At 54.6% G+C, this 25,208-nt stretch carries 21 protein-coding genes and 1 riboswitch; of the genes, 5 read left to right on the top strand and 16 right to left on the bottom strand.

Annotated features, from left to right (window positions below):
- Positions 1–27 precede the first annotated feature (27 nt).
- The 14 genes from murG to leuO all read right to left on the bottom strand — a co-directional run bounded on the left by murG (position 28) and on the right by leuO (position 16,487).
- Positions 28–1,095 (bottom strand): undecaprenyldiphospho-muramoylpentapeptide beta-N-acetylglucosaminyltransferase, encoded by a 1,068-nt coding sequence (murG, locus tag AAIG26_RS20350; RefSeq protein WP_017457928.1) that lies wholly within the window; start codon positions 1,093–1,095, stop codon positions 28–30.
- Positions 1,095–2,336, bottom strand: coding sequence for a cell division protein FtsW (gene ftsW, locus AAIG26_RS20345; RefSeq protein ID WP_020456546.1), 1,242 nt, complete (start codon positions 2,334–2,336; stop codon positions 1,095–1,097). Before ftsW ends, murG begins: the two co-directional genes overlap by 1 nt.
- A complete protein-coding gene (gene murD, locus AAIG26_RS20340) occupies positions 2,336–3,652 on the bottom strand; it encodes a UDP-N-acetylmuramoyl-L-alanine--D-glutamate ligase (protein WP_343181352.1) in 1,317 nt (438 codons plus the stop codon). Before murD ends, ftsW begins: the two co-directional genes overlap by 1 nt.
- A 2-nt stretch (positions 3,653–3,654) precedes the next feature.
- A complete protein-coding gene (gene mraY, locus AAIG26_RS20335) occupies positions 3,655–4,737 on the bottom strand; it encodes a phospho-N-acetylmuramoyl-pentapeptide-transferase (protein WP_020456544.1) in 1,083 nt (360 codons plus the stop codon).
- Positions 4,731–6,089, bottom strand: a complete 1,359-nt coding sequence (gene murF, locus AAIG26_RS20330) for a UDP-N-acetylmuramoyl-tripeptide--D-alanyl-D-alanine ligase (RefSeq protein ID WP_343181351.1) — start codon at positions 6,087–6,089, stop codon at positions 4,731–4,733. Before murF ends, mraY begins: the two co-directional genes overlap by 7 nt.
- Complete coding sequence (gene murE, locus AAIG26_RS20325; protein WP_343181350.1) at positions 6,086–7,573, bottom strand: UDP-N-acetylmuramoyl-L-alanyl-D-glutamate--2,6-diaminopimelate ligase; 1,488 nt, start codon at positions 7,571–7,573, stop codon at positions 6,086–6,088. The genes murF and murE overlap by 4 nt, the downstream gene beginning before the upstream one ends.
- Positions 7,560–9,326, bottom strand: a complete 1,767-nt coding sequence (locus tag AAIG26_RS20320) for a peptidoglycan glycosyltransferase FtsI (RefSeq protein WP_020456541.1) — start codon at positions 9,324–9,326, stop codon at positions 7,560–7,562. Before AAIG26_RS20320 ends, murE begins: the two co-directional genes overlap by 14 nt.
- A gap of 25 nt (positions 9,327–9,351) precedes the next feature.
- Positions 9,352–9,717: a cell division protein FtsL gene (ftsL, locus tag AAIG26_RS20315; protein ID WP_017457921.1), complete on the bottom strand. Its 366-nt coding sequence runs from the start codon at positions 9,715–9,717 to the stop codon at positions 9,352–9,354.
- Positions 9,714–10,655 (bottom strand): 16S rRNA (cytosine(1402)-N(4))-methyltransferase RsmH, encoded by a 942-nt coding sequence (gene rsmH, locus AAIG26_RS20310; RefSeq protein ID WP_044489787.1) that lies wholly within the window; start codon positions 10,653–10,655, stop codon positions 9,714–9,716. The genes ftsL and rsmH overlap by 4 nt, the downstream gene beginning before the upstream one ends.
- Positions 10,656–10,657: 2 nt before the next feature.
- Positions 10,658–11,116, bottom strand: a complete 459-nt coding sequence (gene mraZ / locus AAIG26_RS20305) for a division/cell wall cluster transcriptional repressor MraZ (RefSeq protein WP_017457919.1) — start codon at positions 11,114–11,116, stop codon at positions 10,658–10,660.
- A 620-nt stretch (positions 11,117–11,736) separates the two neighbouring features.
- On the bottom strand, positions 11,737–12,741 hold the full coding sequence (gene cra, locus AAIG26_RS20300) for a catabolite repressor/activator (protein WP_017457918.1): 1,005 nt from the start codon (positions 12,739–12,741) through the stop codon (positions 11,737–11,739).
- 177 nt (positions 12,742–12,918) lie between these two features.
- Positions 12,919–13,410 (bottom strand): acetolactate synthase small subunit, encoded by a 492-nt coding sequence (ilvN, locus tag AAIG26_RS20295; RefSeq protein WP_007373137.1) that lies wholly within the window; start codon positions 13,408–13,410, stop codon positions 12,919–12,921.
- Positions 13,411–13,412: 2 nt separating this feature from the next.
- Complete coding sequence (ilvI, locus tag AAIG26_RS20290) at positions 13,413–15,137, bottom strand: acetolactate synthase 3 large subunit (RefSeq protein WP_343181348.1); 1,725 nt, start codon at positions 15,135–15,137, stop codon at positions 13,413–13,415.
- Between the two features lie 387 nt (positions 15,138–15,524).
- Entirely contained in the window at positions 15,525–16,487 is a 963-nt protein-coding gene (gene leuO, locus AAIG26_RS20285; protein WP_020456536.1) for a transcriptional regulator LeuO, read from the bottom strand.
- A gap of 653 nt (positions 16,488–17,140) precedes the next feature.
- On the opposite strand from leuO, the gene leuA reads away from it, so the two are divergent.
- From leuA to leuD, 4 genes are read left to right on the top strand one after another with little or no spacing between them, the layout of a single operon-like run.
- Complete coding sequence (gene leuA, locus AAIG26_RS20280) at positions 17,141–18,712, top strand: 2-isopropylmalate synthase (RefSeq protein WP_343181347.1); 1,572 nt, start codon at positions 17,141–17,143, stop codon at positions 18,710–18,712.
- On the top strand, positions 18,712–19,803 hold the full coding sequence (gene leuB, locus AAIG26_RS20275) for a 3-isopropylmalate dehydrogenase (protein ID WP_020456534.1): 1,092 nt from the start codon (positions 18,712–18,714) through the stop codon (positions 19,801–19,803). Before leuA ends, leuB begins: the two co-directional genes overlap by 1 nt.
- Before the next feature lie 2 nt (positions 19,804–19,805).
- Positions 19,806–21,203: a 3-isopropylmalate dehydratase large subunit gene (leuC, locus tag AAIG26_RS20270; RefSeq protein ID WP_020456533.1), complete on the top strand. Its 1,398-nt coding sequence runs from the start codon at positions 19,806–19,808 to the stop codon at positions 21,201–21,203.
- A gap of 11 nt (positions 21,204–21,214) precedes the next feature.
- Positions 21,215–21,820 carry a 3-isopropylmalate dehydratase small subunit gene (leuD, locus tag AAIG26_RS20265; protein ID WP_020456532.1) on the top strand — a complete coding sequence of 202 codons (606 nt, stop codon included), beginning with the start codon at positions 21,215–21,217 and terminating at the stop codon, positions 21,818–21,820.
- 35 nt (positions 21,821–21,855) lie between these two features.
- Here leuD and AAIG26_RS20260 read toward each other — a convergent pair whose 3' ends face one another.
- Both AAIG26_RS20260 and sgrT read right to left on the bottom strand, forming a co-directional pair.
- Positions 21,856–23,034, bottom strand: coding sequence for a sugar efflux transporter (locus tag AAIG26_RS20260; RefSeq protein WP_020456531.1), 1,179 nt, complete (start codon positions 23,032–23,034; stop codon positions 21,856–21,858).
- 137 nt (positions 23,035–23,171) lie between these two features.
- Positions 23,172–23,324, bottom strand: coding sequence for a glucose uptake inhibitor SgrT (sgrT, locus tag AAIG26_RS20255; protein ID WP_020456530.1), 153 nt, complete (start codon positions 23,322–23,324; stop codon positions 23,172–23,174).
- A gap of 87 nt (positions 23,325–23,411) precedes the next feature.
- On the opposite strand from sgrT, the gene sgrR reads away from it, so the two are divergent.
- Positions 23,412–25,067, top strand: a complete 1,656-nt coding sequence (gene sgrR / locus AAIG26_RS20250; protein ID WP_020456529.1) for an HTH-type transcriptional regulator SgrR — start codon at positions 23,412–23,414, stop codon at positions 25,065–25,067.
- Positions 25,068–25,103: 36 nt separating this feature from the next.
- Positions 25,104–25,204, top strand: a riboswitch (TPP riboswitch).
- The last annotated feature ends 4 nt before the right edge of the window (positions 25,205–25,208 follow it).

Here is a 25,208-nt window from a genome sequence, read left to right as displayed (position 1 = left end):
GCGCGACGCAAAAGGCGTCGCCAGTATTTATGCCTGAGCTGCCAGGCTCACTTCGTTTGCCACCCGTTCGGTAGCATCCGGGATCGCTGCCGCGCGCGCGCGTTCGGCCATCTCCAGTAATGCTTCGCGGTTCCAGCCCGCGAGCGTTGCAGCCACCGCATCTACGGTAAATTGCGGTTGCTCCAGAATCTTCGCCGCGCCCGCTTTTTCCAGCGGCAAGGCATTCCAGTACTGCTGCCGGTCTTTGTGCTGGAACGGTACAAACAGCGCCGGTAAACCTGCTGCGGCGATCTCGCTAACCGTCAACGCCCCAGAACGGCACACCACCACATCCGCCCACGCATAGGCTTGTGCCATATCGTCAATAAACTCAGTAACTTTATGCTGAGGTTCGCCAGCGCTTGCATAAGCTCGCTCAACCTCCTGCTGGGCACCTTTCCCGCTCTGATGCCAGATAGTGACCGCGGCCCCTAACTTCGCCGCAACCTGCGGCATCGTCTGGTTAAGTACGCGCGCGCCTTGCGAACCACCAACAACCAACACCCGCACCGGGCCTTCGCGACCGGGCAAGCGTTGCTGCGGCAGCGGCAGCGCCAACACATCGACACGCACCGGGTTCCCCACCACTTCCGCTGTCGGGAAAGCACCCGGAAATGCCTGCATCACTTTGGTGGCGATTTTCGCCAGCCATTTGTTGGTCAAACCGGCAATGCCGTTTTGCTCATGCAGCACCACCGGAATACCAAGCGACCAGGCCGCTAGCCCGCCAGGACCGGAAACATAGCCGCCCATCCCCAGCACCACATCAGGCTTAAAGCGTTGCATAATGGCGCGCGCCTGACGCCAGGCATTGAAGATACGCACCGGCGCCAGCAACTGCGCCTTAATACCTTTGCCGCGCAGACCAGAGATGCGGATGAAATCGATCTCAATGCCGTGTTTCGGCACCAGATCAGCCTCCATGCGATCGGCGGTTCCGAGCCAGCGCACTTGCCAGCCCTGATCCATTAAATGGTGCGCGACCGCAAGACCGGGGAATACATGCCCGCCGGTACCGCCCGCCATCACCATTAACCGCTTTGGTTGACCACTCATCACACACCTCGAGTAAACGCCTGGGCTTTCTCCAGACGCGTTTCATAATCTATGCGTAGCAGCAGCGTAATCGCCACTGACATAATTAATAAACTGGAACCACCGTAACTGATAAGCGGCAGCGTTAACCCTTTGGTCGGCAACATACCCGCCGCCGCACCAACGTTAACCAGCGCCTGGAAGCTAAACCAGATACCTATTGAGCAGGCCAGAAAACCAGAAAAACGATGATCGATTTCCAGCGCTTTACGCCCGATAGACATGGCGCGGAAAGCGACGAAGAATACCATTAAAAGTGCCACTACCACACCGATATAACCGAGTTCTTCGCCGATAATGGAGAAGATAAAGTCGGTGTGCGCTTCCGGCAGATACTCAAGTTTCTGAATCGAATTACCTAAGCCCTGGCCCCACAATTCACCGCGGCCAAACGCCATTAACGACTGGGTAAGCTGATAACCGCTACCAAAGGGATCTTCCCACGGGTTCCAGAACGACGTTACGCGGCGAATACGATAAGGTTCGGCAAGGATCAGCAGTACCACTGCGGAAATACCCATCCCGATAATGGCGATAAACTGCCACAGTTTCGCCCCCGCCAGGAACAGCATCGCCAGCGTGGTGATAAACAGTACAACCACCGTACCAAGGTCCGGCTGCGCCAGCAGCAACACCGCCAGCACCAGGATCACGCCCATCGGTTTTAAGAAGCCGCGCAGGTTGTTTCGCACTTCGTCTACTTTGCGCACCAGGTAGTTCGCCAGATAGCAGAACAGCGACAACTTGGTGAACTCCGCTGGCTGGAAACGCATCAGCCCGAGGTCAATCCAGCGCGATGCCCCGTTGATCGAACTCCCCACAACCAGCACCACCAGCAGCATGATGATCGCGGCGATCAGCATTGCTGAGCTGTATTTTTGCCAGAAATCCATTGGCAGCCGCAATGTCACCATCGACATACAAAACGCCAGGAACAGATACAGCGCGTGACGCTTGGCAAAGAAGAAGGGATCGTCCGTCAGACGCTGTCCAACTGGCATCGACGCCGACGTCACCATGATAAAGCCGATTGCCGCAAGGCCCAACGTCAGCCACAGCAGCGTGCGGTCATACATGACCAGGCTATCAGTGTCCTTCTGTCGCGAGCCCATGACCCAGCCTTTTAACGCCGTAAACAACCAGGCCAGGATACTCAATCCTGGCAGGCGCGGCATTCTTGGGCGGGGGAGCGTTAAACGCATCAGCCTAACTCCTGCGCCAGACGGGTAAAGACATCACCCCGTTGTTCGAAATTTTTAAACTGATCGAGGCTGGCGCAAGCGGGTGACAACAGCACCATATCGCCCGGCTGTACACGTGTCGCGATGAGCCGCATGGCCTGATCCATTGTCTCGGTTTGATCCGCGATGTCCGGGCGCAGCGCCGCCAGCTCCGCGCCGTCACGGCCGAAGCAGTAAAGACGAATACGATCGCCGCTCAGGTAACGCTTCAACGGGGAGAAATCTGCCGATTTCCCGTCACCGCCGAGCAGCAAATGCAGCGTACCGTCGACATGCAGGCCATTCAGCGCCGCTTCGGTGCTACCGACGTTCGTTGCTTTCGAGTCGTTGATCCAGCGCACGCCGTTATGCTCCAGCGCCAGCTGGAAGCGGTGCGCCAGCCCGGTAAATGTCGTCAGCGCTTTCAGACTGCTGGCGCGCGGTAAAGCGACGGCATCCGCCAACGCCAGCGCTGCCAGCGCGTTGGTGTAGTTGTGCTGGCCGCTCAGTTTCATCTCAGCCACATTCAGCACTTTCTCACCTTTCACGCGCAGCCAGGTTTCACCCTGTTGGCGGTTTAAGTGGTAATCGCCGACATCAACGCCAAAACTGACACAACGTTCATCCGCGCCGCGTACCGGCATCGTCAATGCGTCATCAGCATTCACGACACACACTTTCGCGTTTTCATAGACGCGCAGCTTGGCAGCACGATATTGCTGCAACCCAAACGGATAGCGATCCATATGATCTTCCGTGACGTTCAGGATGGTGGCCGCCGCCGCGTGCAGGCTGGAGGTGGTTTCCAGCTGGAAGCTGGAAAGCTCCAGCACATAAAGTTCGCGCGCATCGTCGAGGAGCATCAACGCTGGCAGACCGATATTACCGCCGACCCCGACGTTCACCCCGGCAGCTTCGGCCATCTCCCCGACCAGCTTGGTCACGGTACTTTTGCCGTTGGAACCGGTAATCGCGATAACCGGTGCCTGCGCTTCACGGCAAAACAGCTCGATATCGCCAACAATCTCAACGCCAGCGTCTGCCGCCGCGCTCAAAGAAGGATGCGCCAGCGCGATGCCTGGGCTCGCAACAACCAGATCGGCGGCCAGCAACCAGTCATCGTTAAGACTACCAAGATGGCGCTCCACCGCCTCCGGCAGCTTGTCCAGCCCCGGCGGAGAAACGCGCGTATCCATCACACGCGGTGTGACACCGCGTGCGAGGAAAAAGTCCACGCAGGAAAGGCCTGTGAGACCCAAACCGATGATGACGACTTTTTTACCCTGGTAATCAGCCATGATTAACGTACCTTCAGCGTTGCCAGGCCAATCAGCACCAGCATCAGCGAAATAATCCAGAAGCGCACGATCACGCGCGGTTCCGGCCAGCCTTTCAGTTCATAGTGGTGATGAATCGGTGCCATACGGAAAATACGTTGGCCGCGCAGTTTGAATGAACCAACCTGCAAAATGACCGACAGTGTTTCCACCACAAACACCCCGCCCATGATCACCAGCAGGAACTCCTGGCGCAGCAGCACGGCAATAATGCCCAGCGCGCCGCCCAGCGCCAGTGAACCGACATCGCCCATAAAAACCTGTGCCGGATAGGTGTTAAACCACAAGAACCCTAACCCAGCGCCGACAATCGCCGTACAGACAATCACCAGTTCCCCTGCATGACGCAGATAAGGAATGTGCAGATAGTTAGCAAAGTTCATGTTGCCGGTCGCCCATGCCACCAGCGCAAAACCGCCGGCAACGAAGACCGTCGGCATAATCGCCAGGCCATCCAGGCCATCCGTCAGGTTGACCGCGTTACCGGTGCCAACAATCACGAAATAAGCCAGCAGAATGTAAAACATGCCCAGTTGCGGCATCACATCTTTAAAGAACGGCACCACCAGCTCGGTCGCGGGGGTATCTTTGCCCGCCAGATAGAGCGCAAACGCTACGCCCAGCGCGATAACCGACATCCAGAAATACTTCCAGCGTGCAATCAGGCCTTTGGTATCTTTGCGCACCACTTTGCGGTAGTCATCGACAAAGCCAATCGCACCGTAACCCACCAACACGACAAGAACACACCAGACGTAGGGGTTGGATGGGTACGCCCATAGCACAACGGAAACCACAATCGCGGTCAGGATCATGATCCCGCCCATCGTCGGCGTACCGCGTTTGCTGAAGTGCGATTCCGGGCCGTCGTTACGTACAACCTGACCAAAAGAGAGTTTTTGCAAGCGGGCAATCATGCGCGGCCCCATCCACAAGGAGATGAAGAGCGCGGTCAGCAGGCTGACAATGGCGCGAAACGTCAAATAGGAAAAGACGTTAAAGCCGGAATAATATTTGACCAAATGTTCGGCCAGCCACACTAACATGTCCCGTTCTCCTGTAATTCGCGTACCACCTCTTCCATGGCGGAGCTACGTGAACCTTTCACCAAAATAGTAATAATTTTCTGCTCAGCGATGAGCGCCTTTAAGCGCGCTGTTACTGCCGCTTTATCGTTAAAATGCTCGCCTACGCCGCTGGCTTTGCTCAACGCTTTGCTCAACGTGCCGACGCTCAGAACTTTATCAATGCCGACGGCTTTCGCCGCTTCACCGACCTGGATATGACACGCTTCGCTCTCATCACCCAGTTCGGCCATATCGCCAACCACCATCACCCGGTAACCCGGCATTTCGGACAACACATGGGCAGCCGCGGTCATAGAACCAACGTTGGCGTTATAGGTGTCATCCAGCAGCAGTTGGTTTTCACCCAACTGCACCGGGAATAAGCGCCCCGGTACGGCTTTCAGGTTTGCCAGCCCGCGTTTTACCGCGTCCAGGCTTGCGCCAACCGCCATTGCCAGCGCCGTTGCTGCCAGCGAATTGGCGATGTTGTGGCGACCCGGCAGTGGCAGAGTGACATCCACATTGCCGGTTGGGGTTTGCAGCGTGAACTCGGTGCCATGTGAAGTCACATGTACATTCGTCGCGGTAAAATCGCTGTTCGCTGCGTTGGGGGAGAAGCGCCAGACTTTGCGATCGCCAATGATGCTCTGCCAGTTCAGCCAGTCATTATTGTCGGCATTCATAATGGCGATACCGTTAGCGGGCAGACCGGTGTAGATTTCGCCTTTCGCTTTCGCCACACCGGCAAGCGAGCCAAAGCCTTCCAGATGCGCTGCCGCCAGGTTATTGACCAGCGCCGCTTCCGGGCGCGTCAAGCTAACAGTCCAGGCGATTTCGCCCTGGTGGTTCGCCCCCAGTTCAATCACCGCAAACTGGTGCTCTTTGGTCAGGCGCAACAAGGTCATTGGCACGCCGATATCATTGTTAAGATTGCCGGCGGTGTAGAGCGTATTGCCGCATTCACTCAGAATGGCAGCAGTCATCTCTTTCACTGACGTCTTGCCGGAAGAACCGGTCAGCGCCACCACGCGCGTTGGTACTTGCTGGCGAACCCAGGCAGCCAGTTCGCCAAAGGCCTGGCGGGTGTCCTGCACCACTAACTGCGGCAGGTCGATATCCAGTTTTCGGCTCACCAGCAGCGCGCCCGCGCCCCCTTCTTTCGCTTTGTCAGCGAAGTCGTGAGCATCAAAACGCTCGCCTTTCAGCGCAACAAACAGGCAGCCCGGCGTCAGTTTACGTGTGTCGCTGGTTACCGCCTCAATCACCACATCCTGGCCGTGCAGTTCTGCGTGCAGCGTGCTGGTAAGTTGACTCAGCGTTACGCTAATCATGCTACTACCCCCAGCAAACGCGCCGCGGTGACGCGGTCGGAGTAATCCAGACGGCGTGTACCCACAATCTGATAATCTTCGTGGCCTTTACCGGCCAGCAGCACGACATCGTTCTCTTTGGCTTGCATGATGGCATTGGTCACCGCTTCTGCCCGGCCTTCCACCACGCGAGCCTGACCCGCATCCAGCATGCCCGCGAGGATGTCATTAATAATGGCGCGCGGCTCCTCGGTACGCGGATTGTCGTCCGTCACCACCGGTACATCAGAGAGCTGCTCAGCAATCGCGCCCATTAACGGACGTTTGCCTTTATCGCGATCGCCGCCGCAGCCAAACACGCACCACAGCTTGCCAGTGCAGTGCAGACGCGCCGCCTGCAGCGCTTTTTCCAGCGCATCCGGCGTATGGGCATAATCCACCACCACGGTCGGTTTACCCGGCGCGCTGAACACTTCCATACGACCGCAAACTGGTTGCAGACGTGATGCGGTTTTCAGCAGTTCACTCAGCGGGTAACCCAGCGCCAGCAACGTCGCCAGCGCCAGCAGCAGGTTGCTGACGTTAAACGCCCCCATCAGGCGGCTTTCAATTTCACCTTCGCCCCATGAGGAGTCGAAATGGATCGTCGCACCGCTGTCGTGATAATCAACGCTTACGGCTTTCAACCAGCGACCATGACAGTCCGGATTGATATTGTCTTCCATCGATACCGCAACGGCGTCCGGTAATTTGGCCAGCCAGCGACGGCCAACTTCGTCGTCGGCATTAATGATCGCCTGACCATAATGATGAGAAGAGAACAACAGCCATTTCGCGGCTTCGTAGTTCGCCATATCACCGTGATAATCCAGGTGATCGCGACTTAAATTGGTGAACACGCTGGCGGCAAATTTCAGTGCCGCCACGCGATGCTGTACCAGACCATGGGAAGAGACTTCCATCGCCGCAAAGGTCGCGTTTTGCGCCGCCAGTCCGGCAATGACATGCTGAACGTCGACAGCAGATCCGGTGGTATTTTCCGTCGGTACGACGTTACCCAACAGACCGTTGCCCACTGTGCCCATCACCGCGCTGGTTTCGCCAAGCAGTTGGCTCCACTGCGCCAGTAACTGTGTGGTGGTGGTCTTACCGTTAGTACCGGTTACGCCGATAAGACGTAATTGCCCGGAAGGCTCACCATAAAAACGGCCTGCCAGCGCGGAAAGGCGCTCATTCAACTGGCTGAGGTAAATGACCGGAACGCCGTGCATTTCACGAACTTCACCGTCATTCGCTTCATCTTTCGCTTCAGCAATAATGGCAGCAACACCTTGCGCAATCGCCTGCGGGATATATCGACGCCCGTCCGCCTGATGACCGACCACTGCCACAAAAAGATCGCCCGAGGCAGCCACACGGCTGTCGAGTGTCATCTCTCGTAGCGCTCGCGCAGGTAGCATTGGCACCCACGGAGCGAGAAGGTCGCGCAAATTACGATCTGCCACCTGATCCCTCGCCTTGATTAATTACAAATTCACTTTTTTCGCCCGTGGTCAGCGCATCCGGCTCAATGTTCATGGTGCGCAGAACGCCACCCATGATGGCACCAAAGACCGGCGCGGACACGGCGCCACCGTAGTATTTACCCGCTTGCGGATCGTTGATGACCACCACCAGCGCAAAGCGCGGGCGGCTGGCAGGCGCGACGCCAGCGGTGTAAGCAATGTATTTATTGATATAGCGGCCATCGGGGCCGACTTTTTTCGCCGTACCGGTTTTAATCGCGATGCGATAACCCTTGATGGCGGCTTTCACACCGCCACCGCCTGGCAGCGCCACGCTCTCCATCATGTGCACCACGGTACGGACAATGGATTCGTTGAAGATGCGTTCGCCCGGAACTGGCGGATCAACTTTGGTGATCGACAGCGGACGGTAGATGCCGTAGCTGCCAATGGTTGCGTAGACTCGCGCTAACTGTAACGGCGTTACCATTAGCCCGTAGCCGAAAGAGAAGGTGGCCCTCTCTATGTCAGACCACCGTTGTTTTTGAGGAAATAAGCCACTGCGTTCCCCGACCATCCCCAAATTGGTCGTTTTTCCCAGGCCAAAACGTGAGTAAGTATCTACTAACGCTGAGGAGGGCATCGCTAACGCCAGCTTAGAAACACCGACGTTACTCGACTTCTGTAAGACCCCGGTGAGGGTTAATTCGCTGTATCGCGCCACGTCTTTGATTTCATGGCCGTTAATACGATAAGGCACCGTGTTCAGCACCGTATTTGGCGTCACCACGCCGCGCTGTAACGCGGTCATAACCACCATCGGTTTCACGGTGGAACCCGGCTCAAATACGTCGGTAATAGCGCGGTTACGCATCGCGTCTTTCGATGTGCCGGTGAAGTTGTTTGGGTTATAGGAAGGACTGTTGGCCATTGCCAGCACTTCGCCGGTGTTCACATCCACCAGCACGGCGCTGCCCGACTCTGCTTTGTTAAACGCTACGGCGTTATTTAGCTCACGATAGACCAGCGCCTGCAAACGTTCATCAATACTTAATGCGAGATTGTGCGCCGCCTGGCTATCGGTAGACGAAATATCTTCTATCACGCGCCCGTAGCGGTCTTTACGCACAATGCGTTCGCCCGGCTGACCGGTGAGCCATTTATCAAAGCTCTTCTCAACGCCTTCAATGCCTTGGCTGTCGACGTTGGTAAAACCGATGAGGTGAGCAGTCACTTCTCCGGATGGATAGTAACGGCGAGACTCTTCACGCAGATGAATCCCGGGTAATTTCAGCTTTTTAATGTAATCACCGAGATCCGGGTTAACCTGACGCGCAAGATAAATAAAGCGCATCTTCGGGTTGGCATTGATGCGTGAAGCAAGCTGGTCGAGCGGCATATTCAGCGCGTCAGAGAGCGCCTTCCAGCGATTATCGAGCGTCACACCCCCCGCATCGTGCAGCTCTTTCGGATCCGCCCAGATGGCTTTCACCGGGACACTCACCGCCAGCGGGCGGCCAGAACGGTCGGTTATCATCCCGCGCGACGTCGCCACTTCTTGTACACGCAGGGAACGCATATCCCCTTCACGCACCAGCATGTCCGGATTGACGACTTGCAGGTAGGCAACGCGTCCGAGCAGAAACATCAGTGCCAGCAGAATACAACCGCAAAGCAACGCAAAACGCCAACTGACAAAGTTGGCCTGTTCTTCCTGGCGTTTCGGTTTAAGCGTTTTCGCCGCTGCTTTCATGCGTTGCGTGATTCCTTATTCATCTCTATTTCTGCACCACAATATTTTCCTGTGAGGGATCGACATGCTGCATTTGCAGCTTTTCTGTGGCGATCCGTTCAACCCGGCTGTGATCGCCGAGCGCATTCTCTTCAAGGATCAGGTTGCGCCATTCGATATCCAGCGCGTCGCGCTCAATAACCAGTTGTTCACGCTGTGCGGTTAATAAACGCGTGTGATGGGCGGTAGTGACCACCGTCACTGCCGTCATAATGATGCAAATGAACAAGCAGAGTGGCAGTTTCCCAAATCGCAAAAGATCGTCGCCGATCACGCCAGGCAAAGCATGGCGCTCGTTGCTTCCTAACGATCCCTTCACTTTGCTCAGGGTCTCTGTCACTCTGCCGATCATGCGTTCGTCCTCTCTGCAATACGCAGAACTGAACTACGGGCACGTGGGTTTTCAGCCACTTCTTCTTCGCCCGGCATCAACTTTCCTAAGGCTCGCAGCTGACGGCCACCCAGTTTCCTGAGTTGCTCTTCGGTCATCGGCAACCCGGCAGGAACCTGCGGGCCACGGCTTTGCTCACGCATAAAGCGTTTCACAATGCGATCTTCCAGTGAATGGAAGCTGATAATCGAAAGCCGCCCTCCCGGGGCAAGCACGCCGAGCGAGTTTTTTAGCGCCAGCTCTATCTCCTCCAGTTCACTATTCACCCAAATGCGCACCGCCTGGAAGGTACGGGTCGCGGGATGTTTGAATTTGTCTTTCACCGGCGTTGCCGCCGCCACCACTTCCGCCAGCTCTTTGGTGCGGGTCATGGGATCGAGACGGTTGCGCTCGACGATGGCGCGGGCAATACGTTTGGCAAAGCGTTCCTCACCAAAGGTTTTTAAAACCCAGGCGATGTCGGCTTCATCAGCGGTTTGTAACCATTCGGCGGCAGACTGACCGCGAGTAGGATCCATACGCATGTCTAACGGGCCATCACGCATAAAGGAAAAGCCGCGTTCCGGATCGTCAAGCTGCGGTGAAGAGACGCCAAGATCGAGGAGAATGCCGTCGATCTTGCCAATAAGGTCGCGCTCGCTGACATAATCAGCAAGCGCAGAAAAGGGACCATGAATGATGGAGAAGCGGGGATCATCAATGGTTTGTGCTACAGCAATCGCCTGCGGATCGCGATCGATCGCCAGCAAGCGTCCTTCCGCTCCCAGTTGGGAGAGGATCAAGCGCGAGTGACCACCGCGACCAAAAGTGCCATCGATGTAAATGCCATCCGGACGAATATTCAGGCCGTTAACGGCCTCATCCAGCAGCACCGTCGTGTGTTTAAAATTTTCCATCATCATTACAGAGACAAATCCTGCAACCGATCCGAAAGCGCTTCGGAACCCGATTGCTCAGCGTCGATATCTTCCTTGACCTGTTGATACCAGGTCGTTTCGTCCCACAGCTCAAATTTATTGAACTGCCCGACCAGCATCACTTCTTTCGTTAATCCGGCGTGTTGCCGTAAAACAGGCGCAATCAAAATGCGCCCGGCGCTATCCATCTGGCACTCGCTGGCATGCCCCAGCAACAAACGTTGTACGCGCCGTTCGAGCGGGTTCATGCTCGACAGACGCGACAGTTTTTGCTCGATAATTTCCCATTCGGGCAAAGGGTAAAGCAGCAGGCATGAGTGACGGATGTCAATGGTGCAAACCATTTGACCGGAGGCATTCTCCTGCAGCAAATCCCGATATCGGGTGGGAACGGATAACCGCCCTTTGCTGTCGAGATTGACTAACGTCGCTCCACGGAACATTTCCGATTCACCCCCAGGTGACCCTTTTACACCACTTTATCCCACAAATCCCCACTGAGGGAGTTTACGGAGCGGAGGAAAAGCTTGTCAAGCCAGCGCAATGGCTAACCAGAACAAAAGATCCCTTATTCGCAGCGAATATCTGCGTCGGTGAAATAGTGCTCAGCTTACGAGGCAAATTAACGTCATGAATATTTGCAAGAAAAAAAACAGAATATGCGCACGCGCGTTTAAAACCATTCAATTTCTGCGCGCGAAATATAAAGTGTCAGTTTGCGACGCGGGCGGCATTTTAAGACATATTGAAGAGAGTTAACAGCACCAGTTACATCAACGCGCGCACAGCGCGGCGGCACTTCCACACTGATAAAACCTTAACGCGATAAATGAACGTTAATTCAATGCATGTGGCCTTTTTTAGATGTAACAATTCAATACAAAAACCGGGATAAGTTACTTCTCAATTACCCTTTAAAAATGTTTTTTAAGAAATGGGCAAAATAAATTAACAGCAGCCATTGGGAAATTAAGGATTTATCTTAGGAGAGTCTTAACAATAATTTGATTAAAGGTAAGAGATGAATAGTAAAAAGGCAGCTGTCGCTGCCTTTCACCCGAAACTATACCCGGCTAAGTATGCCGCGACGGTAAAGATTACGGCGAATGCGGCTAAGCCCCGCTTTCGGTTTGCGTGGCTCATCAAGGCTTGCCAGCACGATCTCCAGCACGCGTTCGGCCACATCGCGATGACGCTGCGCCACCGCGAGCACCGGGCATTGCAGGAAATCCAGCAATTCATGATCGCCGAAGGTGGCAATCGCCAAATCAGATGGCAGCTTGCCGTCGCGACGCAACGTCACATCCAGCACCCCCTGCAATAAGGCAAACGAGGTGATAAACATCGCTTGCGGCATCGGGTTGGTTTCCAGCCATTTCTCAAACAGCTGCGCAGCGGCTTCCCGCTCATAACTGTTGGCGTAGAGATACTGAACCTCGCGCGGATCGTCTTTCCACGCGGTGCGAAAGCCCTGCTCACGCAGGAAGCTCACCGATAACTCCGGTAAAGCGCCAAGGTAAAGCACACGCTCCGCCGGGAATTTACGCAGCTCTTCCGCCAACATTTCCGAATCATCCTGATCGGCACCGACGACACTGGTGAAGTGTTCACGATCCAGCGCACGATCGAGTGCGACGATCGGGAAGGAGTCATTCGCCCACCGTTGATAGAACGGATGCTCCGGCGGCAGAGAAGTGGATACAATGATCGCGTCCACTTGCCGTTGCAGCAAATGTTCAATACAACGCATTTCGTTGTCAGGCTGATCTTCAGAGCAGGCAATCAAAAGCTGATAGCCGCGCTGACGCGCCTGGCGCTCCAGATAGTTGGCAATACGCGTGTAGCTCGTGTTTTCAAGATCGGGGATAACCAACCCAATCGAGCGAGTTCGTCCTGCTCGCAGCCCAGCCGCCACCGCGTTCGGGTGGTAGTTATGCTCACGAACAACCGCCATCACTTTCTCGACGGTTTTGTCGCTGACACGATACTGCTTCGCCTTACCATTAATGACGTAGCTGGCCGTGGTTCGTGAGACGCCGGCTAGCCGGGCGATTTCATCCAGTTTCACAATTGCCCCTTAAAATAGTGCACTCCATAACCTTTTTAGGGATATAGGCTAATTTCCATAACATCTAAGCGCAGAATACTCACTGCGGCAACCGCTTTCGTATCGGGTTCCGTATGATTTCGCAAAAAAAAGCCCGGCGTAAGAGGCCGGGCAGATAAATGGAGAGAACGATCACGATCAACGCATGATTTTGTCGCCGCGCGACAACCCCACCACGCCAGACCGCGCGACTTCAACGATTTTTGCGACATCGCGGATCGTCGCCAGAAACGCATCCAGTTTGTCGCTGGTTCCGGCAAGCTGAACCGTATAAATAGAAGGGGTAACGTCAATGATCTGCCCACGGAAAATTTCCGCGTTGCGTTTCACCTCTTCGCGCCCGTAGCCGCTGGCCTGAATTTTCACCAGCATGATCTCGCGCTCAACGTACGCCCCCTGCCCCAATTCGTTGACGCGCAGAACATCAACCAGTTTGTGCAGTTGCTTTTCGATCTGTTCGAGCACTTTCTGATCGCCAACGGTCTGGATCGTCATTCTTGATAACGTCGGATCATCGGTTGGCGCAACAGTCAGGCTTTCAATGTTGTAACCCCGCTGAGAGAACAAACCAATCACGCGCGATAACGCGCCCGATTCATTTTCCAGTAATACAGACAATATCCGGCGCATAATCAGGTTCTCTCCGTTTTGCTTAACCACATCTCATCCATACCGCCACCGCGGATCTGCATCGGATAAACGTGTTCACTACCGTCAACGGTAACATCAACAAACACCAGGCGATTATTCTTCACCTGTTCCAGTGCTTCAGCGAGTTTCGCTTCCAGCTCATCCGGGCGCGTAATGCGGATCCCAACATGGCCATAGGCTTCCGCCAGGCGGGCGAAATCAGGTAGTGATTCCATATACGATTGCGAATGGCGGCCAGAATAAATCATGTCCTGCCACTGCTTCACCATGCCCAGGTAACGGTTGTTAAGATTGAGCACCAGCACCGGCAATTCATACTGTAAAGCGGTAGAAAGCTCCTGAATGTTCATCTGGATACTGCCATCGCCGGTCACGCAAATCACCGTCTCATCCGGCAACGCCATCTTCACGCCGAGCGCCGCAGGCAAACCGAATCCCATCGTCCCCAGCCCGCCTGAGTTGATCCAGCGGCGCGGCTTATCAAAGCGGTAGTAAAGCGCGGCGAACATCTGGTGTTGGCCGACATCTGATGTCACGTAAGCCTCGCCTTTCGTCAGGCGCCAGGCCGCTTCAATCACCGCCTGCGGTTTAATGCTCTCACTTTGGGTATCGTATTTCAGACACTGGCGGGCGCGCCATTGATCGATGCGCAGCCACCAGTCGCGAATCTCATCTAACGGCTGCGGATACGCTTCCTGATCCAGCAATTCCAGCATCTGTTCCAGCACCAGCCGCGCATCACCAACAATCGGAATATCTGCCTGCACGGTTTTGGAAATGGACGTAGGATCGATATCAATATGCAGCACCGTCGCATCCGGGCAATATTTCGCCAGATTGTTGGTGGTGCGATCGTCAAAACGCACGCCAACGGCAAAGATGACATCCGAATGGTGCATCGTCATATTGGCTTCGTAAGTCCCGTGCATGCCCAGCATGCCGAGCGCCTGTCGGTGGGAAGCAGGAAATGCCCCCAGCCCCATCAATGAAGAGACAACCGGTAAATTCAGTTTTTCAGCAAGCTGGCGTAGTTGTACTTCACAGGCTGAATTGATCGCGCCACCGCCAACATAGACTACCGGCTTTTTCGCCGCCGCCAGCGTTTGTAAGGCGCGCTTAATCTGGCCTTTATGTCCCTGCGTTGTCGGGTTATAGGAACGCATGCTGACGGATTCCGGCCAGACGTAAGGCAGCTTATTGGCCGGGTTCATAATGTCTTTCGGCAAATCCACCACTACCGGTCCAGGGCGACCACTGGAGGCAAGCCAGAAAGCTTTCTTTAATACACCGGGAATATCTTCCGTTTGTTTGACTAAAAAACTGTGTTTTACCACCGGGCGGGAGATCCCCACCATGTCGCACTCCTGGAAAGCATCATAGCCAATCAGCGACGTTGCAACCTGACCGGAGAGCACCACTAGCGGAATAGAATCCATATATGCCGTAGCGATGCCGGTAATGGCGTTGGTCGCGCCGGGGCCGGAAGTTACCAGGACCACGCCCACTTCACCTGTCGCCCGCGCCAGACCATCAGCCATATGTACCGCCGCCTGTTCGTGGCGAACCAGCACGTGTTCAATACCGCCGACGGTATGCAGGGCATCGTAGATATCAAGAACCGCGCCTCCGGGATAGCCGAATACTTTCTTTACGCCTTGATCGATAAGCGATCGAACGACCATCTCGGCTCCAGACAACATCTCCATGCTTTGCCTCCAGGCTTACGTTTGTCGACTGACGGCGAAAATCATTTCCGCGCTGTCGCTCTGTTCAGAACAGGAAATCCCTGCACTCTGATTATGAATGGCAGTTACCATAACCGCTCAAAATCTGGCAGGCAATTAGCAAGCCCTTGCGGTGAAGCCTGTACAAAAGTGAAAAAACGACGTCAGAAACGCAGAATTGGTGGAAACATCTGTGATAAGCAAAGACGATGACCATTCATCATCCGAATACGAAGTTGTCCAGTAATTGATCCATTTTTGCAACATCGTCTGTCATTGCGACAGACGTAAATCAGGACAAAATACTGCCAGAAAAAAACAGAGCAGAATAACCAAACGCTTTCACCGCTGGATGATTCTGCCCACTGGCTAATGGCTACACACCGACACCAGAAGCTCTTCCATCCATTGATGGCCCTTATCTCTGCCTGCGGCTTCATGCCAGGAGAGGTAACACGTGCGGCTCTTCAGATCTAACGGGAGCGGCAGCATCGCTAAATCCAGCCCTTCAGCAAATGTCTTCACTAACCAGCGCGGTGCAATCGCCACCAGATGAGTTTGCGAAACCACGCTTAATACGCTGGTCAGCGCCATCCCCTGATAAGCAATACAACTGCATTTATCTACGCTGTCATACCATGGCTGGCTAAATGACGCGTACCGGTCCAGCGAAACCACCGCATGCTGTTCTCTGAAGATGGCGTTTTCTGTGGTGAGCGCATTGAGGCGGGGATGCTGATGGCTGACGACCAGTACCATTTCATCATTAAATAGTGGGATACATGAAAATTCAGGCCGGCGAAACTCTTCGTAGCCAATCACAAACTCAATTTCCTGATAACGCAGCTGGTGCTCGGTGCTGTGATTAAGATCGGATTTAAATACTAAATTAATACCGGGGGCAATTTTCTCTACGCGATTGTAAATCGCTGACGTTAAAAGATTATCCAGCGGGCTACAAACACACAAATTAAATACACGTTCACTACTAAGCGGATCGAATCCGGAACCGGGCAGTTCATTTTGCACCAATTGCAGCGCCTGGCGGATAGAACCAAAAAGTTGATACGAGCGCGCCGTTGGCTGGATCCCACGCCCATAGCGAACAAAAAGTTCGTCATTAAACATGACCTTAAGCCGCGCAACAGCATTACTTACTGCGGGTTGCGACATTCCCAGAACATGTGCCGCGCGGGTGATATTTTGTTCCTGCATTACTGCATCAAAAACAGTCAGTAAATTGAGATCGACAGAACGTAACTGCGGTTTCCCCTCTTCATTAACATGCTGATTATAAACATCTTCACCAGGTATTTTGCAATCCGTCGTCATCATGAGCTCCCTCGACCTGCGTAATAATAATATTCAGGAAGATGATTTATCACGCATATAACATTATTAGAAGTACGGTGTGACAAATTAGGAATATATAAAGCTCCTGTTTTATTTTCCAGGCGAATGAAAATTAACTTTTTCATCTTAAATTAAGGGAGTTCTTCATATATTTTTACCTTACCAAACATTCTGTAATCACAATAAAAATATATCTCTATCGCTGTTTTCCTTTACACATCACTCGATTATTCACTTCGCTTTTACGGAAGACTTTAAATACTACGTAACGCCAGATACAACCGGTAATGCGTAAGCATGAAAAACGTATTTCCATCGTATAGGCAGAATTATTAACTAAAGCGCAACAAAATAATCGGCGCTCTTAAGCTACGCTTTTCAGACGAGGGGTTGACATTAACTTACGTATCCAGTACCACTAAAAGCATATCGCATTCACCTGGAGCATGATTCATGATTCGCAACGTCGGTTTCGCTGGTCTACTACTACTAAACGCATCTCTCGTGCGCGGTAGACCGGTGGGCGACATTCTGAGTTGAATCGTCCTTCCAGTTAAGACTAAGAACCCGCGCCTTGGCGCGGGTTTTTTTATGCTCGTAGCGAGGCGACCTAAGAGACAAGGACCTAAACCATGAGCCAGCAAGTCGTTATTTTCGATACCACATTACGTGATGGTGAACAGGCGTTACAGGCGAGCCTGAGCGTGAAAGAGAAGCTGCAAATCGCCCTGGCGCTGGAGCGTATGGGCGTTGATGTGATGGAAGTGGGTTTTCCGGTCTCTTCCCCGGGCGATTTTGAATCCGTACAAACCATTGCGCGCCAGATAAAAAACAGCCGCGTTTGCGCCCTCGCCCGCTGCGTCGAAAAAGATATTGATGTTGCAGCAGAGTCGTTAAAAGTTGCCGAAGCGTTCCGTATCCACACATTCATTGCCACCTCGCCAATGCATATCGCAACCAAGCTGCGCAGCACGCTGGATGAAGTGATTGAACGCGCCATTTACATGGTTAAACGCGCTCGCAACTATACCGACGACGTGGAATTCTCGTGTGAAGATGCAGGTCGCACCCCAATTGGCGATCTGGCGCGCGTCGTTGAAGCCGCCATCAATGCCGGTGCGAAAACCATCAACATCCCGGACACCGTGGGTTACACCATGCCGTTCGAGTTCGCCAATATCATCTCCGGTCTGTACGAACGCGTACCAAATATCGATAAAGCCATTATCTCTGTTCACACCCATGACGACTTAGGCTTGGCCGTGGGCAACGCCATCGCCGCAGTACACGCCGGCGCACGCCAGGTAGAAGGCGCAATGAACGGTATCGGCGAACGCGCCGGTAACTGCTCACTGGAAGAGGTGATCATGGCAATCAAAGTGCGCAAAGACATCATGAACGTGCACACCCAAATCAATCACCATGAAATCTGGCGCACCAGCCAGACCGTCAGCCAGATTTGCAATATGCCGATTCCGGCGAATAAAGCCATTGTTGGCACCGGCGCATTTGCCCACTCCTCCGGTATTCACCAGGACGGCGTGCTGAAAAACCGCGAAAACTACGAAATCATGACCCCGGAATCCATCGGTCTGAATCAGGTTCAGTTGAACCTGACCTCCCGTTCCGGGCGCGCTGCGGTGAAACACCGTATGGAAGAGATGGGCTACAAAGAAGCCGACTACAACCTGGATAATCTGTACGACGCTTTCCTGAAGCTGGCGGATAAAAAAGGCCAGGTCTTTGATTACGATCTGGAAGCGCTGGCATTCATTAATAAACAGCAGGAAGAGCCAGAACACTTCCGCCTGGACTACTTCAGCGTGCAGTCCGGCTCCAACGATATCGCCACCGCGTCTGTGAAGCTGGCGTGTGGCGAAGAGATCAAAGCCGAAGCCGCCAACGGCAACGGCCCGGTCGATGCGGTCTACCAGGCCATTAACCGCGTGACGGCCTATGACATCGAACTGGTGAAATACGATTTGAGCGCCAAAGGCCAGGGCAAAGACGCGTTGGGTCAGGTTGATATCGTGGTGAACTACAACGGTCGCCGCTTCCACGGCGTCGGTCTGGCGACCGATATTGTGGAATCCTCCGCCAAAGCCATGGTACACGTGCTGAACAACATCTGGCGCGCCGCCGAAGTCGAAAAAGAGTTGCAACGCCAGGCTCAGAACAAAGAAAACAACAAGGAAACCGTGTGATGTCGAAGAATTACCATATTGCTGTGTTGCCGGGTGACGGTATCGGTCCAGAAGTAATGGCACAAGCGCTGAAAGTTCTGGAAGCCGTACGTAACCGTTTTGGTATGCGTATTTCCACCAGCCATTATGATGTCGGCGGCATTGCCATCGATCGTCACGGTAACCCGCTGCCGCAGGCCACGGTTGAAGGCTGCGAACAAGCCGATGCGATTCTGTTCGGCTCTGTCGGCGGTCCGAAATGGGAAAATCTGCCTCCGGCGCAGCAGCCGGAACGCGGCGCGTTGCTGCCGCTGCGTAAACACTTCAAACTGTTCAGTAATTTGCGCCCGGCAAAACTGTATCAGGGGCTGGAAGCATTCTGTCCGCTGCGCGAAGACATCGCCGCCAACGGTTTCGACATTCTGTGCGTGCGCGAACTGACCGGCGGCATCTACTTCGGTCAACCGAAAGGCCGCGAAGGTAGCGGCCAGCATGAAAAAGCATTTGATACCGAGATCTATCACCGTTTTGAAATCGAGCGCATTGCGCGTATCGCGTTTGAATCAGCGCGCAAACGCCGCAAAAAAGTCCACTCGATTGATAAAGCCAACGTGCTGCAAACCTCGCTGCTGTGGCGCGAAATCGTCAACGAAATCGCGGGCGAATACCCCGACGTTGAACTGGCGCATATGTATATCGACAACGCCACCATGCAGTTGATTAAAGATCCGTCCCAGTTTGACGTGCTGCTGTGTTCCAACCTGTTCGGCGACATTCTTTCCGACGAATGCGCCATGATCACCGGTTCGATGGGCATGCTGCCTTCCGCCAGCCTGAACGAACAAGGTTTTGGTCTGTATGAACCGGCAGGCGGCTCCGCGCCGGATATCGCCGGGAAAAATATCGCCAACCCGATTGCGCAGATCCTGTCGCTGGCGCTGCTGCTGCGTTACAGCCTGAATGCAGGCGACGCGGCTGACGCCATCGAAGGCGCTATCAATCGTGCATTAGAAGAAGGTGTGCGCACCGGCGACTTAGCCCGTGGCGCCGCCGCTGTCAGTACCGATGAGATGGGCGACATCATCGCTCGTTATGTCGCTGAAGGGGTGTAATCATGGCTAAGAGTTTGTACGAAAAGTTATTTGACGCCCATGTGGTCTATGAAGCGCCAAACGAAACCCCACTGTTGTATATCGACCGCCATCTGGTGCATGAAGTGACATCACCGCAGGCGTTCGATGGGCTGCGTGCGCACCACCGTCCGGTGCGCCAGCCGGGTAAAACCTTCGCGACGATGGATCACAACGTCTCGACACAAACTAAAGACATCAACGCTTCCGGCGAGATGGCGCGCATTCAGATGCAGGAGTTAATCAAAAACTGCAACGAATTCGGCGTTGAGCTGTATGACCTGAACCACCCGTATCAGGGCATCGTCCACGTAATGGGGCCGGAACAGGGCATCACCCTGCCGGGCATGACCATCGTTTGTGGCGATTCCCACACTGCCACCCACGGCGCATTTGGCGCGCTGGCTTTCGGTATCGGTACATCGGAAGTGGAACACGTTCTGGCGACGCAAACCCTGAAGCAGGGTCGCGCCAAAACCATGAAAATTGAAGTCAAAGGCACGGCCGCACCGGGGATCACCGCGAAAGATATCGTGCTGGCGATCATTGGTAAAACCGGCAGCGCCGGCGGCACCGGGCACGTGGTTGAGTTCTGCGGTGACGCTATCCGTGCGCTGAGCATGGAAGGCCGTATGACGCTGTGCAATATGGCGATTGAGATGGGCGCAAAAGCCGGCCTGGTCGCCCCGGATGAAACCACCTTTAACTACGTGAAAGGTCGTTTGCATGCGCCGAAGGGCAAAGACTTCGATGATGCGGTGGCCTACTGGAAAACCCTGCATACCGACGAAGGTGCGGTTTTCGACACCGTAGTTACGTTGCAGGCCGAAGAGATCGCCCCGCAGGTAACCTGGGGCACCAACCCGGGTCAGGTTATTTCAGTGACCGATATCATTCCCGATCCGGCCTCGTTCGCCGATCCGGTTGAGCGCGCTTCCGCAGAAAAAGCGCTGGCCTACATGGGGCTGAAACCTGGTGTGCCGTTAACGGAAGTGGCTATCGATAAAGTCTTTATCGGCTCCTGCACCAACTCGCGCATTGAAGATCTGCGCGCAGCGGCGGAAATCGCCAAAGGGCGCAAAGTCGCGCCGGGCGTACAGGCGCTGGTTGTGCCTGGCTCCGGTCCGGTGAAAGCACAGGCGGAAGCCGAAGGTCTGGACAAAATCTTTATTGAAGCCGGTTTTGAATGGCGCTTGCCGGGCTGCTCCATGTGCCTGGCCATGAATAACGATCGCCTGAATCCGGGTGAACGTTGCGCATCGACCAGTAACCGTAACTTTGAAGGTCGCCAGGGCCGCGGCGGACGCACGCATCTGGTTAGCCCGGCGATGGCCGCCGCCGCCGCCGTGACCGGCCATTTCGCTGATATTCGCAGCTTGTAAGGAGAACAACCATGGCAGAGAAATTTACCCAACATACCGGCCTGGTCGTTCCGCTGGATGCCGCGAATGTGGATACCGACGCCATTATCCCAAAGCAGTTTTTGCAGAAGGTTACGCGCACCGGTTTTGGTGCCCATCTGTTTAACGACTGGCGTTTTCTGGATGACAAAGGCCAACAACCGAACCCGGAGTTCGTGCTGAATTTCCCGCAATACAAAGGCGCATCGATTTTGCTGGCGCGGGAAAACTTTGGCTGCGGTTCGTCACGTGAACACGCGCCATGGGCGTTGACCGATTACGGTTTCAAAGTGGTGATTGCGCCAAGTTTCGCCGACATCTTTTACGGCAACAGCTTTAACAACCAGCTGCTGCCGGTAACGTTGAGCGATCAAGAAGTGGATGAGCTCTTTACGCTGGTGCAGAACAACCCGGGCATTAGCTTTGAGGTGGATCTGCAAGCGCAAGTGGTGAATGCGGGCGGAAAGTCGTACAGCTTCTCGATTGACGCCTTCCGCCGCCACTGCATGCTGAACGGTCTGGACAGCATCGGTCTGACGTTACAGCACGACGATGCCATCGCCGCTTACGAAAACAAACAGCCCGCTTTTATGCGCTAGCCAACAACAGGCCCGGTTTCCGGGCCTTTTTTCGTTTATACGTCTTTAACGCGGCTGGTCAGCCACAGCGTCAGCACTGAAATCACCGCAATGCCGATATAAACCGCGCCGTGACCAAAGCTTTGCGCCAGCGCGCCCTGGATCACCCCGGCCAGGATCACGCCGGTCGAAATACTGTTGGTAAACAGCGTGGTCGCCGAACCTGCCCGCCCAGGCATCAGATCCTGAAACCACAACATGCCAATCCCGGCGATAATCCCGATAAACACCGCATTAAACAGTTGCAGGGAAAGTAACGCCGTCTGGCTGTGGAAAAAAATCAGGCCAATGTAGAACAGCACACCCGCCGCAACCGCGGTGAGCATCATGCGCCGTTTACCGATGCGTTTGACAAAAAAGCCCGCCAGGATCATCGCTGGGATCTCCAGCCCTGCCGCCGTACCCATTAAAATCCCGGCCAGTTTGTCGGGTAGCCCTAATTCCAGGCTAATCCACAGCGGCATATCAATGATGTACATGGTGTTGCAGGTCCACATCAGCGTGGAGGCAATAAACAGCATGCGTACATTTTTATCGCTCCAGCCGCTGACCTGCGTCACCGCCACGTCGGCGGGCTGTTCAACACGCGCCACCGAAGGCAGCCAGAACGCCACCAGCACCAGGCTGATAACGAAAATCCCGGCGGCGATGGAAAACATGGCGGTAAAGCCGTAATTAAGCGCCAGCATAAACGCCAGCGGCGGGCCAATCACCCACGCCAGCGAGAGTTGTGCGCGCATGACAGAACTGAACATCACCACTTCACGTGCAGAACTGTCCGCATACTCACGCGCCAGCGCGAAAAGCTGCGGCATGGCGGTATTTGCCAGCGAGGCCAGCAGCACACCGCAGGTGATAAGCGTCAGATAGTGGCGGTTAAAGGCGAATAACAGCGCATTGCCCACCGCCATCAGGCAACAAAAGAGGATCAGTTTGCGCCTGTCGCCCTGGTTGTCGGATCGTTTTGCCAGCCCAAGGCTGACCACAATCCCGGCTATGGCGTTGACGGTATAAAACAGCCCAACCCAGAACGGCTCAGCGCCCACTTCCCGGCTCAGGAACAAGCTGAGCGTCGGTGCCTGTAGCGCTCCGGCAACTCCCATCATAAAGGCGACGATCATAAAAGCGACGTAAACGCCATTAAGGCGGCGTCCCATCGTCATTAACCAGAGCATGAATATTTCCTTGTTAGCACGGCAAAAAGGGAAAGCGTAAAAAGCGGCTGTCAGCATAAACGAAAAAAGCCAGCAAAAAACATTTTGCTGGCGGGTGCATTCGCACTTAATACTCAGTCACACATGATTTCGGCGATTCAGTCTTTCGAGACCGGCGTTGTCACTTCCCACTGCATCAGCTCTTCCAGCATTTTCAGGCGCTGCCGTGCGCTCAGGCGGGCGAGCCAGCCCGCATCCTGCGTGGCGTGAAAATAGTCCAGATAAAACCGTCGTATGGATGATCTCAGCATATGACCTCCTCGCTTTCATCGCAGAGAAGTATTGGCTTAATATAGGGATTAATAAATTGCTGAGTTTTTATCAGGAGTTCCCCTTTTATGTCGTCCGGCCGCCTGCAACAACAGTTTATCCGTCTGTGGCAATGCTGCGATGGGAAGTCACAAGAAACGACGCTCAACGAGCTGGCGGAGCTGCTTAGCTGTTCGCGCCGCCATATGCGCACCCTGCTCAATACCATGCAGGAGCGCGGCTGGCTGACCTGGGATGCTGAAGCCGGCCGTGGCAAACGTTCGCGGCTCACCTTCCTTTATACCGGCCTTGCGCTCCAGCAACAGCGCGCCGAAGACCTACTGGAGCAGGATCGCATCGATCAACTGGTGCAACTCGTCGGCGATAAAAAGGCCGTGCGCCAGATGCTGGTTTCGCATCTCGGCCGGAGCTTTCGCCAGGGGCGACATATCCTGCGGGTCCTTTACTACCGGCCACTGCGTAACCTGCTGCCAGGTAGTGCATTACGTCGTTCCGAAACCCATATAGCACGGCAAATCTTCAGTGCGCTGACGCGCATAAATGAGGAAAACGGGGAACTGGAAGCGGATATCGCCCACCACTGGAAGCTGATTTCCCCGTTGCACTGGCGATTTTATTTACGCCCCGGCATTCATTTTCATCACGGCCGCGAACTGGAAATGAGTGATGTGATTGCATCGCTGGAGCGCGCCACGGCCCTGCCGCTCTACTCACATATCCGCGAAGTGATCTCGCCGACGCCCTGGACACTGGATATCCATCTCAGCCAGCCGGATAACTGGCTGCCGTGGTTGATGGGGCATGTGCCGGCAATGATTTTGCCGCGTGAATGGAACACGATAAGCAACTTCGCCAGCCAGCCGATTGGTACTGGCCCTTACGCCGTGACGCGCAATACCACTAATCAGTTAAAAATCCACGCCTTTGATGACTACTTCGGCTTTCGCGCCCTGATCGATGAAGTCAACGTCTGGGTGTTGCCGGATCTGAGCGATGAACCGACCAGCGGCCTGACGCTTGAGGGGCCAACCGACGGCGAAAAAGCGGTGGAAAGCCGCCTCGAAGAGGGCTGTTATTACCTGTTGTTTGATGCGCGATCCAGTCGTGGCGCGAACCCGGCGGTTAGGGAGTGGGTCAGCCATGTGCTCTCCCCCACTAATCTGCTGTGGCACGCCAATGAGCAGTACCAACGCTACTGGTTCCCGGCTTACGGTCTGCTGCCGCGCTGGCACCATGCCCGCCCCGGTAGTGGTGAAAAACCGGCGGGTCTGGAAACCCTGACGCTCACGTTCTATCGCGAACATAACGAGCACGAAGCGCTGTCACGTACCATGAGCACGCTGCTGGCCGAACACGGCGTGAAGCTGATTGTGCAGGAAGTGGATTACGAGGAGTGGCATCGGGGCGAAGCCGGGAGCGATATCTGGCTTAACAGCGCCAATTTCACGCTGCCGCTGGATTTCTCGGTGTTCGCCAACCTCTACGAAGTACCGCTGCTACAGCACTGTATTCCGCTCGACTGGCAGGCAGATGCGGCAAAATGGCGCAACGGGGAGATGAATCTTGCCGTCTGGTCGCAACAGTTGCTCGCCAGTAAAGCCATCGTACCGCTAATCCACCACTGGCTGAGGATTCAGGGACAGCGCACCATGCGCGGGCTGCGCATGAACACGCTGGGCTGGTTCGACTTTAAATCCGCCTGGTTTGCGCCACCGGATCCATAAGGCTTTCGCATTTTTTACCAAATCATTACAATAGCGGCGTTCTCAACGGGGTGCTGCGCCATGCGCGTGTGCTGAGAAAATACCCGTCGAACCTGATCCGGATAACGCCGGCGAAGGGATTTGAGGCTGCCTCTCAAAATC

The sequence above is a fragment of the Kosakonia sp. PSU_27 genome (assembly GCF_039409795.1).
In the GTDB taxonomy this organism is placed as follows: domain Bacteria; phylum Pseudomonadota; class Gammaproteobacteria; order Enterobacterales; family Enterobacteriaceae; genus Kosakonia.
This window is presented reverse-complemented; position numbering and strand designations above follow the sequence as displayed.

Coding starts and splice junctions, on each gene's coding strand:
- murG (WP_017457928.1), bottom strand. CDS start 1,095: ATGAGTGGTCAACCAAAGCGGTTAATGGTGATGGCGGGCGGTACCGGC.
- ftsW (WP_020456546.1), bottom strand. CDS start 2,336: ATGCGTTTAACGCTCCCCCGCCCAAGAATGCCGCGCCTGCCAGGATTG.
- murD (WP_343181352.1), bottom strand. CDS start 3,652: ATGGCTGATTACCAGGGTAAAAAAGTCGTCATCATCGGTTTGGGTCTC.
- mraY (WP_020456544.1), bottom strand. CDS start 4,737: ATGTTAGTGTGGCTGGCCGAACATTTGGTCAAATATTATTCCGGCTTT.
- murF (WP_343181351.1), bottom strand. CDS start 6,089: ATGATTAGCGTAACGCTGAGTCAACTTACCAGCACGCTGCACGCAGAA.
- AAIG26_RS20320 (WP_020456541.1), bottom strand. CDS start 9,326: ATGAAAGCAGCGGCGAAAACGCTTAAACCGAAACGCCAGGAAGAACAG.
- ftsL (WP_017457921.1), bottom strand. CDS start 9,717: ATGATCGGCAGAGTGACAGAGACCCTGAGCAAAGTGAAGGGATCGTTA.
- rsmH (WP_044489787.1), bottom strand. CDS start 10,655: ATGATGGAAAATTTTAAACACACGACGGTGCTGCTGGATGAGGCCGTT.
- mraZ (WP_017457919.1), bottom strand. CDS start 11,116: ATGTTCCGTGGAGCGACGTTAGTCAATCTCGACAGCAAAGGGCGGTTA.
- ilvN (WP_007373137.1), bottom strand. CDS start 13,410: ATGCGCCGGATATTGTCTGTATTACTGGAAAATGAATCGGGCGCGTTA.
- ilvI (WP_343181348.1), bottom strand. CDS start 15,137: ATGGAGATGTTGTCTGGAGCCGAGATGGTCGTTCGATCGCTTATCGAT.
- leuO (WP_020456536.1), bottom strand. CDS start 16,487: ATGACGACGGATTGCAAAATACCTGGTGAAGATGTTTATAATCAGCAT.
- leuA (WP_343181347.1), top strand. CDS start 17,141: ATGAGCCAGCAAGTCGTTATTTTCGATACCACATTACGTGATGGTGAA.
- leuB (WP_020456534.1), top strand. CDS start 18,712: ATGTCGAAGAATTACCATATTGCTGTGTTGCCGGGTGACGGTATCGGT.
- leuC (WP_020456533.1), top strand. CDS start 19,806: ATGGCTAAGAGTTTGTACGAAAAGTTATTTGACGCCCATGTGGTCTAT.
- leuD (WP_020456532.1), top strand. CDS start 21,215: ATGGCAGAGAAATTTACCCAACATACCGGCCTGGTCGTTCCGCTGGAT.
- AAIG26_RS20260 (WP_020456531.1), bottom strand. CDS start 23,034: ATGCTCTGGTTAATGACGATGGGACGCCGCCTTAATGGCGTTTACGTC.
- sgrT (WP_020456530.1), bottom strand. CDS start 23,324: ATGCTGAGATCATCCATACGACGGTTTTATCTGGACTATTTTCACGCC.
- sgrR (WP_020456529.1), top strand. CDS start 23,412: ATGTCGTCCGGCCGCCTGCAACAACAGTTTATCCGTCTGTGGCAATGC.